The 14,149-nt window shown below is 58.9% G+C and carries 11 protein-coding genes and 1 pseudogene; 4 read left to right on the top strand and 8 right to left on the bottom strand.

All coding sequences use genetic code 11. From position 1 onward, the window contains the following. The first annotated feature begins 86 nt into the window (after positions 1–86). Entirely contained in the window at positions 87–1,490 is a 1,404-nt protein-coding gene (locus tag FIV08_RS13795) for an FAD-binding oxidoreductase (protein ID WP_152438735.1), read from the top strand. A gap of 32 nt (positions 1,491–1,522) precedes the next feature. Continuing rightward, positions 1,523–2,200 (top strand): annotated as a pseudogene (locus tag FIV08_RS13790) (SIR2 family NAD-dependent protein deacylase). 132 nt (positions 2,201–2,332) lie between these two features. Here the strand turns inward: FIV08_RS13790 and FIV08_RS13785 are convergent. The 5 genes from FIV08_RS13785 to FIV08_RS13765 all read right to left on the bottom strand — a co-directional run bounded on the left by FIV08_RS13785 (position 2,333) and on the right by FIV08_RS13765 (position 7,000). Beyond that, positions 2,333–3,637 carry an ABC1 kinase family protein gene (locus FIV08_RS13785; protein ID WP_152438734.1) on the bottom strand — a complete coding sequence of 435 codons (1,305 nt, stop codon included), beginning with the start codon at positions 3,635–3,637 and terminating at the stop codon, positions 2,333–2,335. A gap of 60 nt (positions 3,638–3,697) precedes the next feature. Then, positions 3,698–4,360 (bottom strand): fumarylacetoacetate hydrolase family protein, encoded by a 663-nt coding sequence (locus FIV08_RS13780; RefSeq protein WP_072676648.1) that lies wholly within the window; start codon positions 4,358–4,360, stop codon positions 3,698–3,700. Positions 4,361–4,381: 21 nt separating this feature from the next. Further along, positions 4,382–4,924, bottom strand: coding sequence for an adenine phosphoribosyltransferase (locus FIV08_RS13775; protein WP_152438733.1), 543 nt, complete (start codon positions 4,922–4,924; stop codon positions 4,382–4,384). 22 nt (positions 4,925–4,946) lie between these two features. After that, positions 4,947–6,245 carry an NCS2 family permease gene (locus FIV08_RS13770; RefSeq protein WP_061331616.1) on the bottom strand — a complete coding sequence of 433 codons (1,299 nt, stop codon included), beginning with the start codon at positions 6,243–6,245 and terminating at the stop codon, positions 4,947–4,949. A 137-nt stretch (positions 6,246–6,382) separates the two neighbouring features. Then, positions 6,383–7,000 carry a trimeric intracellular cation channel family protein gene (locus tag FIV08_RS13765; protein ID WP_138437148.1) on the bottom strand — a complete coding sequence of 206 codons (618 nt, stop codon included), beginning with the start codon at positions 6,998–7,000 and terminating at the stop codon, positions 6,383–6,385. Between the two features lie 222 nt (positions 7,001–7,222). Here FIV08_RS13765 and FIV08_RS13760 point away from each other — a divergent pair, with 222 nt between their 5' ends. Together FIV08_RS13760 and FIV08_RS13755 are read left to right on the top strand one after the other, a co-directional pair. Further along, positions 7,223–7,792, top strand: coding sequence for a BLUF domain-containing protein (locus tag FIV08_RS13760; protein WP_072676650.1), 570 nt, complete (start codon positions 7,223–7,225; stop codon positions 7,790–7,792). A 163-nt stretch (positions 7,793–7,955) separates the two neighbouring features. Next, positions 7,956–8,936 carry an NADPH:quinone oxidoreductase family protein gene (locus FIV08_RS13755; RefSeq protein ID WP_152438732.1) on the top strand — a complete coding sequence of 327 codons (981 nt, stop codon included), beginning with the start codon at positions 7,956–7,958 and terminating at the stop codon, positions 8,934–8,936. Positions 8,937–9,328: 392 nt separating this feature from the next. Here FIV08_RS13755 and FIV08_RS13750 read toward each other — a convergent pair whose 3' ends face one another. From FIV08_RS13750 to FIV08_RS13740, 3 genes are all read right to left on the bottom strand, one after another. Next, positions 9,329–11,158: a long-chain-acyl-CoA synthetase gene (locus FIV08_RS13750; protein ID WP_152438731.1), complete on the bottom strand. Its 1,830-nt coding sequence runs from the start codon at positions 11,156–11,158 to the stop codon at positions 9,329–9,331. 70 nt (positions 11,159–11,228) lie between these two features. Beyond that, positions 11,229–12,053: an SDR family oxidoreductase gene (locus tag FIV08_RS13745; protein ID WP_106694967.1), complete on the bottom strand. Its 825-nt coding sequence runs from the start codon at positions 12,051–12,053 to the stop codon at positions 11,229–11,231. Beyond that, the gene (locus FIV08_RS13740) at positions 12,050–14,020 is read right to left on the bottom strand and encodes an acetyl/propionyl/methylcrotonyl-CoA carboxylase subunit alpha (protein WP_152438730.1); all 1,971 of its coding nucleotides are present in this window, start codon (positions 14,018–14,020) and stop codon (positions 12,050–12,052) included. The genes FIV08_RS13745 and FIV08_RS13740 overlap by 4 nt, the downstream gene beginning before the upstream one ends. Between the last annotated feature and the right edge of the window lie 129 nt (positions 14,021–14,149).

Here is a 14,149-nt window from a genome sequence, read left to right as displayed (position 1 = left end):
TCACAGCGCGCCGGTTTGCCTGAATCAATTCCTTGCGAATCGCCGAACCACAGGCCCGGCCCAAACCTGACGAGACTGACGCATCCATGAATTCCGAACAGATCATTGCTTCCCTGAAAGAGCTGGTAGCCGCCGGTGACGCACCGGGAAAAGTGCTGACGGACCCGGCCGACCTGGACACCTACGGCAAGGACTGGACCAAGATCTATCCCCCCAAACCACTGGCAATCGTTCTGCCCAAGACCACCGAGCAGGTGCAGGCGCTGGTGAAGTTTGCCAATGAGAACCAGATAGCGTTGGTGCCCTCAGGCGGGCGCACGGGTTTGAGTGCCGGTGCGGTGGCGGCGAACGGTGAGGTGGTCGTCGCGTTCGACAACATGAACCAGATTCTGGATTTCAACGCCAGCGACCGCATTGTGCGTTGCCAGGCTGGGGTGGTAACTGAACAGTTGCAGAATTTTGCCGAAGAAAACGGCCTGTACTACCCGGTGGATTTTGCCTCCGCGGGCTCCAGCCAGCTCGGCGGTAACCTGTCCACCAATGCTGGCGGCATCAAGGTGATCCGCTACGGCATGAGCCGCGACTGGGTGGCCGGCTTGAAAGTGGTCACCGGCAAGGGCGATATCCTGGACCTGAACAAGGACCTGGAAAAGAACAACACCGGCTACGACCTGCGCCATCTGTTTATCGGTGCCGAGGGTACCCTGGGCTTCATTACCGAAGCCACCATGAAGCTCACCCGCCAGCCAGACAACCTGACGGTGCTGGTGCTGGGGCTGGGTGACCTTACCAACACCATGGATGTGCTGCAGAAGTTCCAGAGCAAGCTGGACCTGACCGCCTACGAGTTCTTCTCCCATCAGGCGATGGGCCACGTTCTGGCTCACGGCAAGGTGCAGGCGCCGTTTGAAACTGAAGCGCCTTATTATGCCCTGCTGGAGTTCGAGGCAGTCTCTGACCAGGTAATGGACGACGCCATGGAACTGTTCGAGCACTGCGTAGAGGAAGGCTGGGTACTGGATGGCGTGATCAGCCAGAGTGAAACCCAGGCCCAGAACCTGTGGCAGCTGCGGGAGCGGATTTCCGAATCCATCGCCCCGCGCACGCCTTACAAGAACGACATTTCCGTGGTGGTGTCCAAGGTGCCGGGTTTCCTGCAGGAAATCGAGAGTGTGGTAACCGATCACTACCCGGATTTCGAGATTATCTGGTTTGGTCATATTGGTGACGGCAATCTGCATCTGAACATTCTCAAGCCTGAAGGTATGGCTAACGAGGATTTCTTCGAGAAATGCCAGCAGGTGAACAAGTGGGTGTTCGAGATTGTTGAGCGCTATCAGGGCAGTGTGTCCGCCGAACATGGCGTGGGCATGACCAAGAAGCCCTACCTGCAGTACACCCGCAGTGAAGCAGAAATTGCCTATCTGCGCGGCATCAAGCAGGTGTTCGATCCCAATGGCATCATGAACCCGGGCAAGATCTTCGATTGATCCGGGTTCGTTGAAGGCGAGGTTTTCGGCGAGTGCAGGAACACATTGTCGTGCTCACCGGCGCTGGTATCAGCGCCGAAAGCGGTCTCTCCACCTTCCGCGACAGCGGCGGCCTGTGGGAGCAACACAGCGTGTACGATGTGGCCACGCCGGAGGCCTTTGCCCGCAATCAGGAGCTGGTGCTGCGGTTCTACAATTAACGCCGGCACCAGCTGGAATCGGTACAGCCCAATCCTGCTCACCGCCTGTTGGCCGAGCTGGAAAACCGCTACCGGGTTACCGTAGTCACCCAGAACGTGGATGACCTGCATGAGCGGGGCGGCTCCTCCAACGTGATCCACCTTCACGGTGAACTCACCAAGGCCCGCAGCTCGGTTAACCCTGAGCTGATCTACGATATCGGGTACAACGACATCAAGCCCGGCGACACCTGTGATCTGGGTACCCAGCTCCGGCCGCACATTGTCTGGTTCGGTGAGGAAGTGCCGATGCTGGATGCAGCCGCAGAAGTGGTTCGCACTGCAGACCAGTTACTGATTGTGGGAACGTCACTACAGGTATACCCGGCCGCTGGGCTGGTCTACGAAGTGGACATCGATGTGCCCATCACCGTGATTGATCCGGGAGAACCAGCCTCGGTTTCACGTGCCAGAGTGATCCGGAAAGGTGCCAGCGATGGCCTGAGGGAGTGGGTTTCGAGCTTTCTCTGATTTTGGAGAATGGAGTCCTGTCGGGGAGGGCCTTCCAAAACACGCTCCTTCGGCACATCCCTGTGGCGCTTGGGCTCCGCCATCCATGGCTCCGCACAGTTTTGGAAGGCCCTCCCCGACAGGACTCTTGCCTCAACTTCGCAGGTATTTCTCTAATTCACTTCTGAAGGCTGCCTGGACGCCCAGCCGCTTCAGCATCCAGTAGTGTCCGGCAATCATCCGGTCAATAAAGATACTTTCCACCGGCGGTTTGAAGTAATCCAGGTACTTAAACACCGTGCTGGTTTTTGCCGCCACATGCTTGTGGATGTCTGCCTCGGCAAAGTCATAGGGTTCATCATTCAGGAACGGGATGATCAGAATGTCCCGCCACATGGCGTAATAAGCCTCATCGACCGCCGGCTGGTTGTCCACGCGGGCGCCCAAATCAATCAGGTACTCGTCGAGTGCCTGGTAGTCCTCGTCCAGAGCCGCGATCAGAGCCTTACGGTACGCCTCTACAATCTCCGGCTTCAGTTTCTTCACGCAGCCAAAGTCATACATGATGATGGTGCCATCCGGCCGGTAGGCGAAGTTCCCAGCGTGGGGATCGCCGTGGATGCACTGGAAGCGGAACAGTTGGTCGGCCATGATGGTGAAGATGCGGTGGCCGATGTCGTTGAGGGTTTCCTGGCTGTAGCGTTCCGGGGTCACCTGGCTGACATGGTCGCCTTCCACCAGTTCCAGGGTCAGTACCCGCCGGGTGGAGTGGCTGTCGACCACCTCCGGAATAACCACCCAGGACTGGTCTTTGTGGAATTCGTGAAAGAGTTTGAGATTGCGGGCTTCGTTTTCGTAGTCCAGTTCTTCTTTCAGGCGCAGGCGGATTTCGCCGAACAGCTGGTCTACGGTCTCCTTGGGCATTTTCAGCAGGCCGCCCAGCTTCAGGGCCAGGCGTAGCTGTTTCAGGTCGGAGTCGCAGGATTCGTCAACGCCGGGGTACTGCACCTTGACAATCACATCGGTGCCGTCGTGCAGCCGAGCACGATGTACCTGGCCTATGGAGGCGGATGCGTAGGGGGCTTCCTGCAGGTACTCGAACAGTTCACCCACCGGTTTGCCCAGCTCGCTCTCGACCTGCGCGAGAATCACATCGAAAGGCATGGGTGGGGCTTCTTTCTGGAGCTTTTCCAGAGCCTGGGAAAACTCTTTGGGCAGGAAGTCCTGGGTCTGGGACGCAATTTGCCCCACCTTCATCACCGCACCCTTGAGTTCACCCAAGGTGTCGGCAATCTCGCCGGCCATGCGGGTGTAGCTTTCGCTGCGAGCGCCTTCGTCGTCGACGGTGCGGAACATGCGCCGGGCCCTTTGGCCGGCGTACTGGCCCGCCACGGAGGCGGTCATGCCTGCGAGTTTGAAGAAGCGTCCTGTACGGGACGTAACTGGTTTCTTCGCCATGGTCCTGTCTGTTTCCCCTGAAACGCGTGGTTCGCCTGAATATGCGTTCAGGCGGGCAAATCAGACCACTGTTGTCTCCACAAACAGCACATCTTCCAGTTCCAGCGACAGGGTCTGGCCGGAGACCAGTGGCCCGACGCCTTTCGGAGTTCCGGTCAGCACCACGTCCCCGGGCTGCAGGGTGAACTGGCTGCTCATGTGGGCGATCAGCGGCACAATGGGGTTCAGCATATCACGGGTGTCGCCGGTCTGTTGGCGTTGTCCGTTGATGTCCAGAGTGAAACGGATGTTGCCTTTGGGAAGCTTGTCGGCAGCCACAAACGGGGAGAGCGGGCAGGCGCCGTCAAAGGCCTTTGCCCGCTCCCAGGGCTGGCCTTTCTCCTTGAGCTTGCTTTGTACATCCCGCAGCGTCAGGTCCAGCGCCAGGCCGTAGCCCAGAATGGCACCCTCGGCTTCGCTGGCAGAAGCGTTGGTGAGCGGCCGGCCGATGAGCACGGCCAGTTCGGTTTCAAAGTGGACTTCGCCCTGGTTGCGGGGGAAGTCCAGAGGGCGGGTAATATGTACCGCTGCCGTTGACGGTTTGATGAACAGCAACGGCTCGTCGGGCACCGGGTTATTCAGTTCCCGCGCGTGCTCAGCGTAGTTGCGACCAATGCACACGATTTTGCCCAGGGGTAGATGAACCGGTGTGCCATCTTTCCAGTGATGTTGATAATCGGGCATGGTCGCCTCCTTTAACGGTGGTTATTCTCCCTCGAACGAACACACAGTATAAACCTGCAGGCCGTCTTCCTGCAGCTTGCGCGAACCGCCCAGGTCCGGCAGGTCGATCATGGCGGCTACTTCCACGATTTCCGCGCCAATGCGCCGAATCAGTCGGGTTGCGGCCAGCATGGTGCCGCCGGTGGCAATCAGGTCGTCTACCAGCACCACTTTATCGCCCGGCTTGAAGGCGTCCTTGTGCAGCTCCACCGACGCCGTGCCGTATTCCAGCTCGTAGTCTTCCACCAAGGTATCAAAAGGCAGTTTACCCTTCTTGCGCACCAGTACCAGTGAGGCGTTGAGCTCATAGGCCAGGGCCGAGCCGATGATAAAACCGCGGGCATCCACCGCGGCCACGGCGTCGATTTGCTGGCCATGGTAGCGGTGCACAAAGGCGTCAATCAGCTTGCGGAACGCGGTCTTGTCTTGCAGAACCGTGGTGATATCCCGGAAGGAAACCCCGGGCTTTGGCCAGTCCGGCACGGTGCGGATGGCTTTCTTTATACTCTCGGAAAAATAATCCATAACTCACCTGTGTGGACCCGGCTTACGCCAGATCCAGGAACATGAATTTCAGAACGAAGACAACGGCGATGGTGGTGACACTCCAGTTCAGGTCAGACCATTTGCCGGCCAGGGCCTTGACTGCCACGTAGGTGATAAAGCCGAGGGCAATACCATGGGCGATAGAAAACGTCAGCGGCATCATCAAGGCGGTGACGATGGCCGGTGCGATGTCGGTGATGTCGTCCCAGTCCACCAGTTTCAGACCGCTGGCCATCAGACAGGCAACGTAAAGCAACGCCGGGGCCGTTGCGTAAGGCGGGATAACGCTGGCAATGGGTGAGAACAGCAGGCAGGCCAGGAACAGCAGGGCGACCACGACGGCGGTCAGGCCGGTGCGGCCACCTGCCGCGATACCGGCGGTGGATTCCACATAACTGGTGGTGGTGGAGGTGCCCAGGGCAGAGCCCGCCATGGTTGCTACCGAATCCGACATCAGGGCCCGGCCCAGGCGCGGCAGTTTGCCGTCTTTATCCAGCAGGCCGCCTTTTTGGGCAGCGCCCACCAGGGTGCCGGAAGTATCGAACAGGTCCACAAACAGGAAGGCAAACACCACGCTGATCATGCCTACGTTCAGGGCGCCGGCCAGGTCCAGTTGCATGAAGGTGGGGGCAATGCTTGGTGGGGCGGACACAAGCCCCTGGTATTCCACCATACCCAGCATCATCGCGATCACGGTAATGGCGATAATGCCGATCATCACAGAACCGGTGATCTGACGGAAAGACAGCGCACAGATCAGCACAAAACCACCGAAGAAAAGCAGGGCCTCTGGCACCATGACGTCACCCAGACTGACCAGCGTAGCGGGGTGATCAACCACAATGCCTGCGTTTTTCAGGGCAATCAGGGCCAGGAAGAAGCCAATGCCGGCAGAAATGCCAAACCGCAAAGACATGGGAATGGAATTGATGATCCACTCCCGCACCTTGAAGATGCTCAGCAGGAAGAACAGAAAACCGGAGAGAAATACCGCGCCCAGGGCCACCTGCCAGGTGTACCCCATGCTGCCTACCACGGTGAACGAAAAGAACGCGTTCAGGCCCATGCCCGGGGCCAGAGCGATGGGGTAGTTGGCCCACAGGCCCATAATCAGGGTGCCGATCACTGCTGCCAGGCAGGTCGCAACAAATACCGCACCGAAGTCCATGCCGGTGGAGGACAGTAGGCTGGGGTTGACCACGATGATGTAAGCCATGGTCAGGAAGGTGGTAATGCCCGCTACCACTTCTTTACGAACATTGGTGCCGTGGGCCTGGAGTTGAAACAGTCGTTCAAGCATGACGGGGGTCTGCCTCTCGGGATGCCTGGGTTGGGGTTTGAAACTCTGTTTACGTGCGGAAATCGTGAACTGGGTGAAAAAACGGCAATCTTACCGGCTCACGGGGCTCAGGCCAAGGCCAAGGAATGATTGACCGTTCAGCCCGTGCTGTGATCTCGCTGCAGCCGGATATCGAAACGAACGGCCAGCATGCGTACGGTTACTATGAACAACAGGCCGATGGTCAGGGCGATGGACTCGCTTTCCAGATACCACTGGCACACAAAGTACAGCCAGCAGCCGGCGAACGCGATGGAGGCGTAGATCTGATCCTTACGAAAGATGAAGGGGACTTCGTTGCACAGAGTGTCGCGCAGTGCGCCGCCGAAGCAGCCCGTCATTACCCCGAGCATGGACGCGATAAACCAGGAATGGCCCAGGTCCAGCGCCAACTGGGCGCCGAGAATCGAGAAAATGCCGAGGCCAATGGCATCCGGGAAAACGATACGGGATTCCTTGAGGCTGTGCGCCCGGCTCCAGTAACTGAACACAATCGCCATGGCGAGAATCAGGATGGGCTGTTCCTGGTGCTTGATCCAGTACAGCGGGTGGTTATCCATGATCAGATCTCGCAACGTGCCACCACCCAGCGCAGTAATAAAACCGATGGCAAAAATGCCCACCGGGTCCATGTTCTTCGAACGCGCGACAATCATGCCGGAAATGGCAAATGCCACAACCCCAATCATTTCAAGTGTATAGATGATGTCGAACATGGCCGGCTCTGGGGCAGAAAGTGTACGTAAGCAAAGGCGATCAAACGGGAGCGCGAAGGATAGCTGAAAACGGGCTCGAATTCACCTGACGGCACGCCATTGTGCCGGGCCAGGATGAAGAACAGAGACAGGATGCAGAATTACCCGGGGAGTGATCTGCCAGCCCCTGGCAGGGCGTATGTTCAGCGATCCCTGTTTTCATTGATCCGGAGTACACCATAAATGCCGCTGATTCGTCTTGCCTACGCCAGTGAAGCGACCTTTGAAGCCAAACCTCTGGAGAAAGGGGTGGAACCCCACGTTGCCCGTATTCTGCTTGTGTCTCGTCGCAACAACGGAAAAGTAGGGCTTGTAGGCGGGCTGTATTACGGTGACAACCGTTTTTTCCAATATCTGGAGGGCGAAGAGGAAGCCGTTCGTGATACATACCAGAGAATTCTTCAGGACCCAAGGCATCGTAATGTCCGGACGTTGATCGAGGAGCCCGTGGCCGAGCGGTCGTTCACAAACTGGTCGATGAAGTACGTGCCGGCGTCTGCAGATGTTCAGGCATTTCTTCAGAAGCACCACTTGCCAGAGTTCAACCCATCGGCTTTTGACAGCACCCAGTGTGAAGAAATGATTGACCTGATCCGCCGCTCCAGTCAGGACCAGAAGCTGGTCAACTACGACGAGCCGGTCCGCAGTACGTCACCCGCCCCACAAACCCTGTCTCCAGGCCTTAAAGCCGGGTTGGTTGTTGCTGCGGTGGGCCTGGTCGTGGCGCTGGCGGTCAGCGCGACCCTGTTGTAAGGCTGAATCAGCGTGGTTTATGCGAAATGATAAGCGATCTTGATTTGCTTCATGATGCAACTGCGTTTAGCTTGATGCGATTCAATAAAAAAGCTGAACAAAACGCCGCTTGAGCCCGAACACTGCAGTCACGCTGATCGGCCCGACAGCATCAGGAGAGATCATGAAAGCCATTCTGTGTAAAGAATACGGACCTGCCAAAAACCTGGTTATTGAAGACATCCCAAGCCCGGAAGCCAAGGGCCGGGGCGTGAAAATCCGGGTGAAGGCCGCGGGCCTCAATTTCCCGGATACCCTGATCATTGAGGGCAAGTACCAGTTGCAGCCACCCATGCCATTCTCACCGGGCGGCGAGCTGGCGGGTGAAGTGATCGAAGTGGGCGAGAAAGTCACCCGTTTCAAGCCAGGCGACCGGGTGGCCGCCCTCACAGGTTGGGGTGCGTTTGCTGAGGAGGTCGTTGCCCCCGAATCCAACCTGTTGCCCCTTCCAGATGGCATGCCTTACGAGCAGGCGGCCGGTTTCATGATGGTGTATGGCACCTCCTATTACGCGCTGAAACAGCGGGCTAACATTCAGCCTGGCGAGACCTTGCTGGTGCTCGGCGCCAGCGGTGGCGTTGGTCTGGCAACCGTTGAGCTAGGCAAGGCCATGGGCGCGAAGGTAATCGCGGCGGCCAGCACAGCCGAAAAGCTGGAGGTGGCCAAGGCCGCCGGCGCTGATGAGCTGATTAACTATTCTGAAGAATCCCTGAAAGAAGCGGTTAAGAAGCTCACCAAAGGCAAGGGTGTGGACGTGATCTACGACCCGGTCGGCGGCGACTTCACCGAACAGGCCCTGCGCTCCATGGCCTGGAACGGTCGCCATCTGATCATCGGTTTCGCCGCAGGCGACATTCCGAAGGTACCGGCGAACCTGACGTTGCTGAAGGGCTGTTCGGTGGTCGGGGTGTTCTGGGGCAGCTTCACCCAGCGAGAGCCGGAGGCCAGTGCGAAGAACATGATGGAGCTGTTGCAGTTGTACAGCGAGGGCAAAATCGACCCGAAGGTCAGCGAGGTATTCAAATTCGACCAGTACGCCGAGGCTCTGGGTGCCCTGACCGGTCGCCGTGCCACGGGTAAGATTGTTCTTCGGGTTGGTTCCTGAACCTTGGTCTGAGCTGGTTTCCTAGCCTTCTGGTTCAGGTGTGCGCCGGGTTGGGGACGTCTTCCAAAAAAACGCTACGAGCACATCCATGTGCGCTTCGTTCGGGCCATCCCTGGCCCTCAAGATTTTTTGGAAGACGTCCCCAACCCGGCGTTCGAGCATCGAGGAATAGTCATCTGAATAATGACGCTGGTGAGTCCTGTTTTTGCTGACTATTGTCCCGAAATTCGAGGGTGAGAGTGGGGACTCCCTCCCAAAAATCTCGGAGGCCATGGATGGCCGGAGCGAAGCGCACATGGATGTGCTCGTAGCGTTTTTTGGGAGGGAGTCCCCACTCTCACCACCCCCGAAACCCGGCAGGCTAGGGCCGAACTAGCCCCCACCACCAAAAGTCAGAACCGAACACCACCAGCATCGATATCGGCCACCAACTCCGGCGTAAGCTGCGTGTACGAGGATAAGCCCGGAAGCCACGCGTAAACCTCCTCATGGGGGCTGGACAGAGAGTAGCCAAGCTTCTGAATATCCACCTTCCGGTACTTGAACGTGCCCGTCTTCTCGATGGCGTGGGTTACCCGCACGAAAACCGGTATCGCATACGGTGGCAAATTGTCCTGAAGATAGGCGAACAGCCTGTCCGCATCAAAAGACGCCTCCGGATTCTGCGGCACCAGCGTCACCATGCCGGCTTTGCCATTGGTGTTCGGAATCTCCACGCCGTAGACAATCGCCTCCTGAACCATGCCGGAGCCGTCGATGATGTTTTCCACTTCGGTGGTGGAAACGTTCTCCCCTTTCCAGCGGAAGGTATCGCCCATGCGGTCGACAAACTGCAGGTGTCGGCAGCCGATTTCCTTCAGCACATCGCCGGTGTTGAACCAGGCATCGCCTTTTTTGAAGGCATCGCGAAGGATCGATTTTTCCGTGGCGTCTTTCTGTGTATAGCCCTCGAACGCCCACTTCTTGTTGATCTCGCCGATCAACAAACCCGGCTGGCCTTTTTTTACTTCTTCCAGGCGACCTTTGCTATTTCGGATCGGGTCGCGGGTGCCCTCGTGGTACTTCACCAGCTTGTAAGGGGCTGTGGAGAAGCCCACGGTGTTGTCCATGTTGAAGAAGTTGCTGAAGCCGATGTTGCCCTCAGACGAGGCGTAAAGCTCCGCCACTTTGTCGATGCCGAAACGCTCCTTGAACTCGGTCCAGATCGACGGGCGCAGGCCGTTGCCGATCATCTTGGCCAGGCCGTGGTTGCGGTCCTGTGCGCTGGGGGGCTGATTCAGCAGGTAGCGGCAGAGTTCGCCGACGTAGCCGAAGGTGGTGGCGTTGTATTTCCGGACGTCGTCCCAGAACGCGCTGGCGGAGAACTTTCGGCGCAGGGCGATGGCGGAGCCGCCGGCCAGTACCGAGCCCCAGCACACCAGCAGCGCGGTGCCGTGATACAGGGGCAGGGTGCAGTAGAGAACGTCTTCCGGTTCCATGGCGAGGGACAGCATGCCAAAGCCGCCATAGGCCCGGATAAACTTGCGGTGTGATCCAGGGGCGGCCTTCGGCAAGCCAGTGGTGCCGGAGGTGTACAGATAAACGGCGGTATCGCCCATGGTGACGTTGTTCGTGAGCATGGGGCGGGTGGATGATCGCTGGCTGACTTCGAGTGCCATATTGGTGTAGCCCTGCGGTGCTTCGCCAAATGTATTGAGGGTATTGGCATCGGCCAGGTACTGCAGGGGCTTGGTATGGCGTAGCGGGATGTCGTCGCGCACACCCTCGGCGTGGTCAACCAGCTCAGCGCCCACCACTAGCATACGAGGCTGGATCAGGTTGATGCTGTGGGCCAGGACCTTGCCCTTCTGTGAGGTATTCAGCATGGCGCAAGCCACGCCGACCTTGGCGGCGCCAACCACGGTGGCCAGCAGTTCCGGGCGGTTATCCAGCAGAACAGCAATGGCGTCGCCCTTCACCAGCCCCTGGTCCTTCAGGTAATGGGCAACCCGGTTGCTCCAGGCGTCGAGCTCTGACCAGGTGATGGTGCGATCATCGAACAGAATGGCCGGGCGATTCGGGTATTTGTCGGCGTTGCGTTCAACCAGTCGGCCCAGCGTCAGGTCTTTGTTGTCGTCCTTCAACCGGTAGTAATAGAGCCCCTTGGCCACATAGGGGAATTTTTTCAGTACCGTTGGCAGGCTGCGTAGGATGTCGCGCGCGGTTACGATGTCTTGGCTCATGTTGCTTCCGTTTCAGTCGTCATTGTCTTTATGAGTTTTGAACCACGGAGCAACACTCAGAGCCCCGCGGCTAATCCAGGAACAGATCCGGCAGTAGCGGTTTGTCGCCCTGGGCGTACCGGTAGTGTTCAAAATCCTCTATGCCATCCTGACGAAGCACCTCTTCATCAATCAGCGCCTGCCCCGTCAGTTCATCTGCGGTGCGGGAGAGAATGCTGACCGCCGCATCCGCCATGATCTCCGGTTTGCGGCCCTGGGCCATGAGTTGCGGCCCGCCCACTTCGTACTCGATGGCCGCCGTGGCGATCAGCGTTTTTGGCCACAGGCAGTTCACGGCAATGCCGTAGCGGCGGAACTCCTCAGCCATACCCATGCTGAGCATGGTCATCCCATATTTTGTGGTGGTGTAAGGCCCGTACTGGGCAAACCACCGGGTGTTCAGGTTCAGTGGTGGCGACAGGCTCAGAATGTGGCCACCGGATTCCTTCAGCCAAGGCAGGGCAGCCTGGCTGCAAGTGAACACCGCCCGGGCATTGACCTGGTGCATCAGGTCGTAGCGGCTTACCTTCAGGTTTTCCACACCGGTCAGGCGGATGGCGCCGGCGTTGTTCACCAGTGCGTCGATGCCGCCGAAATGATCGGCGGCTTCTTCCATCCGTTGCCTTACCTGCCGTTCATCCCGCACGTCCAACACCAGCGGCAGCGCCTGGCCGCCAGCGTTGCGGATTTCCTCCGCCACGGTGTGGATGGTGCCCGGTAACTTGGCATGCGGTGTATCGGTCTTGGCGCCAATCACCACATTGGCCCCTTCCCGGGCGCAGGCCAGGGCGATGGCGCGGCCGATGCCCCGGCTTCCGCCGGTGATGAACACGGTGCGTTGATGGAGTCGGCTCATGCGTCGGCCTCCTCGTTTGCTTCTACCTGAACCAGCAGTTGGCCCCGTTTAACCTGATCACCCTGCCGGGCGAGCAATTGGCCGACGGTGCCGCTGCGATCGGCCTTCACCGGGTGCTCCATTTTCATGGCCTCCAGAATCACCAGAGTCTGGCCCTGTTCAACCTGATCCCCTTCGGCCACCAAAACATCAATGATGCCGCCATCCATGCTGGCCTGTACCTTGCCACTGCCAGCGCCTTGGGCACCCTGTGCCGGCTGGTGGGTGATGTCCCGAACTGACCAGGAGCGCCCGAATGCCTGCAAATATAGGGAATCTCCGCTCCGGTAGTATTGGCACCGCTGACGAACCCCATTGTCGATAATGCATAGCAGGCCGGGTTTCTGGCTTTGCAGTTGCAGTTCATAGTGTTCTTCTCCGTGGGCCACCAGCAGTTTGTGGCCGCTGTGGCGGACCAGCAGTTCCAGGCTGTCATCCTGAGTTTCCAGCTTCATGGGCATGACCGTGGCCGGGGCATTGCTCCAGCCTTCCTGACCTTTGCCGCTCAGGCTGAGAACGCAGGCGCTCAGGGCCAGTTCACGGATGGTGAGCCGCTGGGGCGCCAGGGATGGATCATTCTTGAACGCCTGTTGCAGGAAGGCGGTAGTGGCTTCACCGGCACCGAAGGTGTCGTCGGCAATAATGCGACTGAGGAAGTGCCGGTTGGTGGTCACACCAAATACGGCGGTATCTTCCAGGGCTCGGATCAGCCGGCGGCGAGCTTCGTCCCGGTTCTGGCCCCAGGCAATGACTTTCGCCAGCATGGGGTCGTAGTGGGGGCTGACCACATCGCCGGAGCGCACGCCGGTGTCGTAGCGCAAGCCGTCACCTTCGGCCGGGGTAAATTGATGCAAGGTGCCGGTTTGCGGGGTAAAGCCGCTGGCCGGGTCTTCGGCGTACAGGCGCACTTCGATGGCGTGGCCGTTGAGTTCAATCTCATCCTGCGCCAGCGGCAGCGGGCGGCCTTCGGCGACCATCAGCTGCCAGGCGACCAGGTCCTGACCAGTGATCAGTTCGGTGACCGGGTGTTCCACCTGCAGGCGGGTGTTCATTTCCAGGAAGTAAAAGTTGCGGTCTTTGTCGACCAGGAATTCCACGGTGCCGGCGCCTTCGTAACCGCAGGCCAGGGCGGCTTTGACGGCCGCTTCGCCCATGGCTTTGCGCAGCTCAGGGGTGACGAAGGGCGAGGGTGCTTCTTCGACGACTTTCTGGTGCCGGCGCTGTACGGAGCAGTCCCGTTCGCCCAGGTACACGGCGTTGCCGTGGCGATCGGCAAAGACCTGGATTTCCACGTGGCGGGGTTCGATAACGGCTTTTTCGATGATCAGCTCGTCGTCGCCGAAGGCTTGCTTGGCTTCTGAGCGGGCCCGTTTGATGTTGTCGGCCAACTCGCTCTCGCTCTCGACCAGGCGCATGCCCCGGCCGCCACCGCCGGCGGAGGCTTTGAGCATGAGGGGGTAGCCGATGTCTTTGGCGGCGGTGATGAGTTCGTCGTCGCTGGCCCCGTTACCTTTGCCAGGGCCTTCATATCCAGGAACCACCGGTACGCCGGCTTCCTGAATGGCGATTTTTGAGCGGCGTTTGCTGCCCATGAGTTCGATGGCGTTTTCGGGCGGGCCTACGAAGGTGAGGTCGGCCTGTTTGATGGCTTTGGCGAAGCTGGCGTTTTCGGAGAGAAAGCCGTAGCCGGGGTGGATGCAGTCGGCGCCGGTTTTCTTTGCGGCATCGAGGATGGCGTCGGCGTTCAGGTAGGAGGCGGACACTTGTGCCGGGCCTATACAGACGGCTTCGTCGGCTTGTTCAACGTGCAGGGCGTTGGCGTCGGCTTCGGAGTAGACGGCAACGGTTCGGTAGCCCAACGCCTTGGCTGTGCGGATGACCCTGACGGCGATTTCGCCACGGTTAGCGATTAACAGTTTTTTTAACATGTCCGTTTCCTACCTTATCTGCGGAGACCGCTTACTGATGGAGCCTGTCCGCACCATTGGCGGGGTGGGCCTCCGGAAAAACGCTACGAGCACATCCTTGTGCGCTTCGCTCCGGCCATCCATGGCCTC

This window comes from Marinobacter sp. THAF197a (genome assembly GCF_009363275.1).
GTDB lineage: Bacteria > Pseudomonadota > Gammaproteobacteria > Pseudomonadales > Oleiphilaceae > Marinobacter.
This window is presented reverse-complemented; position numbering and strand designations above follow the sequence as displayed.

Bases quoted from the DNA above. Each gene is read 5' to 3' on its own strand.
- FIV08_RS13780 (WP_072676648.1), bottom strand. From the start codon at position 4,360: ATGCCCGATTATCAACATCACTGGAAAGATGGCACACCGGTTCATCTA.
- FIV08_RS13750 (WP_152438731.1), bottom strand. From the start codon at position 11,158: ATGAGCCAAGACATCGTAACCGCGCGCGACATCCTACGCAGCCTGCCA.
- FIV08_RS13795 (WP_152438735.1), top strand. From the start codon at position 87: ATGAATTCCGAACAGATCATTGCTTCCCTGAAAGAGCTGGTAGCCGCC.
- FIV08_RS13765 (WP_138437148.1), bottom strand. From the start codon at position 7,000: ATGTTCGACATCATCTATACACTTGAAATGATTGGGGTTGTGGCATTT.
- FIV08_RS13740 (WP_152438730.1), bottom strand. From the start codon at position 14,020: ATGTTAAAAAAACTGTTAATCGCTAACCGTGGCGAAATCGCCGTCAGG.
- FIV08_RS13785 (WP_152438734.1), bottom strand. From the start codon at position 3,637: ATGGCGAAGAAACCAGTTACGTCCCGTACAGGACGCTTCTTCAAACTC.
- FIV08_RS13745 (WP_106694967.1), bottom strand. From the start codon at position 12,053: ATGAGCCGACTCCATCAACGCACCGTGTTCATCACCGGCGGAAGCCGG.
- FIV08_RS13775 (WP_152438733.1), bottom strand. From the start codon at position 4,924: ATGGATTATTTTTCCGAGAGTATAAAGAAAGCCATCCGCACCGTGCCG.
- FIV08_RS13760 (WP_072676650.1), top strand. From the start codon at position 7,223: ATGCCGCTGATTCGTCTTGCCTACGCCAGTGAAGCGACCTTTGAAGCC.
- FIV08_RS13770 (WP_061331616.1), bottom strand. From the start codon at position 6,245: ATGCTTGAACGACTGTTTCAACTCCAGGCCCACGGCACCAATGTTCGT.
- FIV08_RS13755 (WP_152438732.1), top strand. From the start codon at position 7,956: ATGAAAGCCATTCTGTGTAAAGAATACGGACCTGCCAAAAACCTGGTT.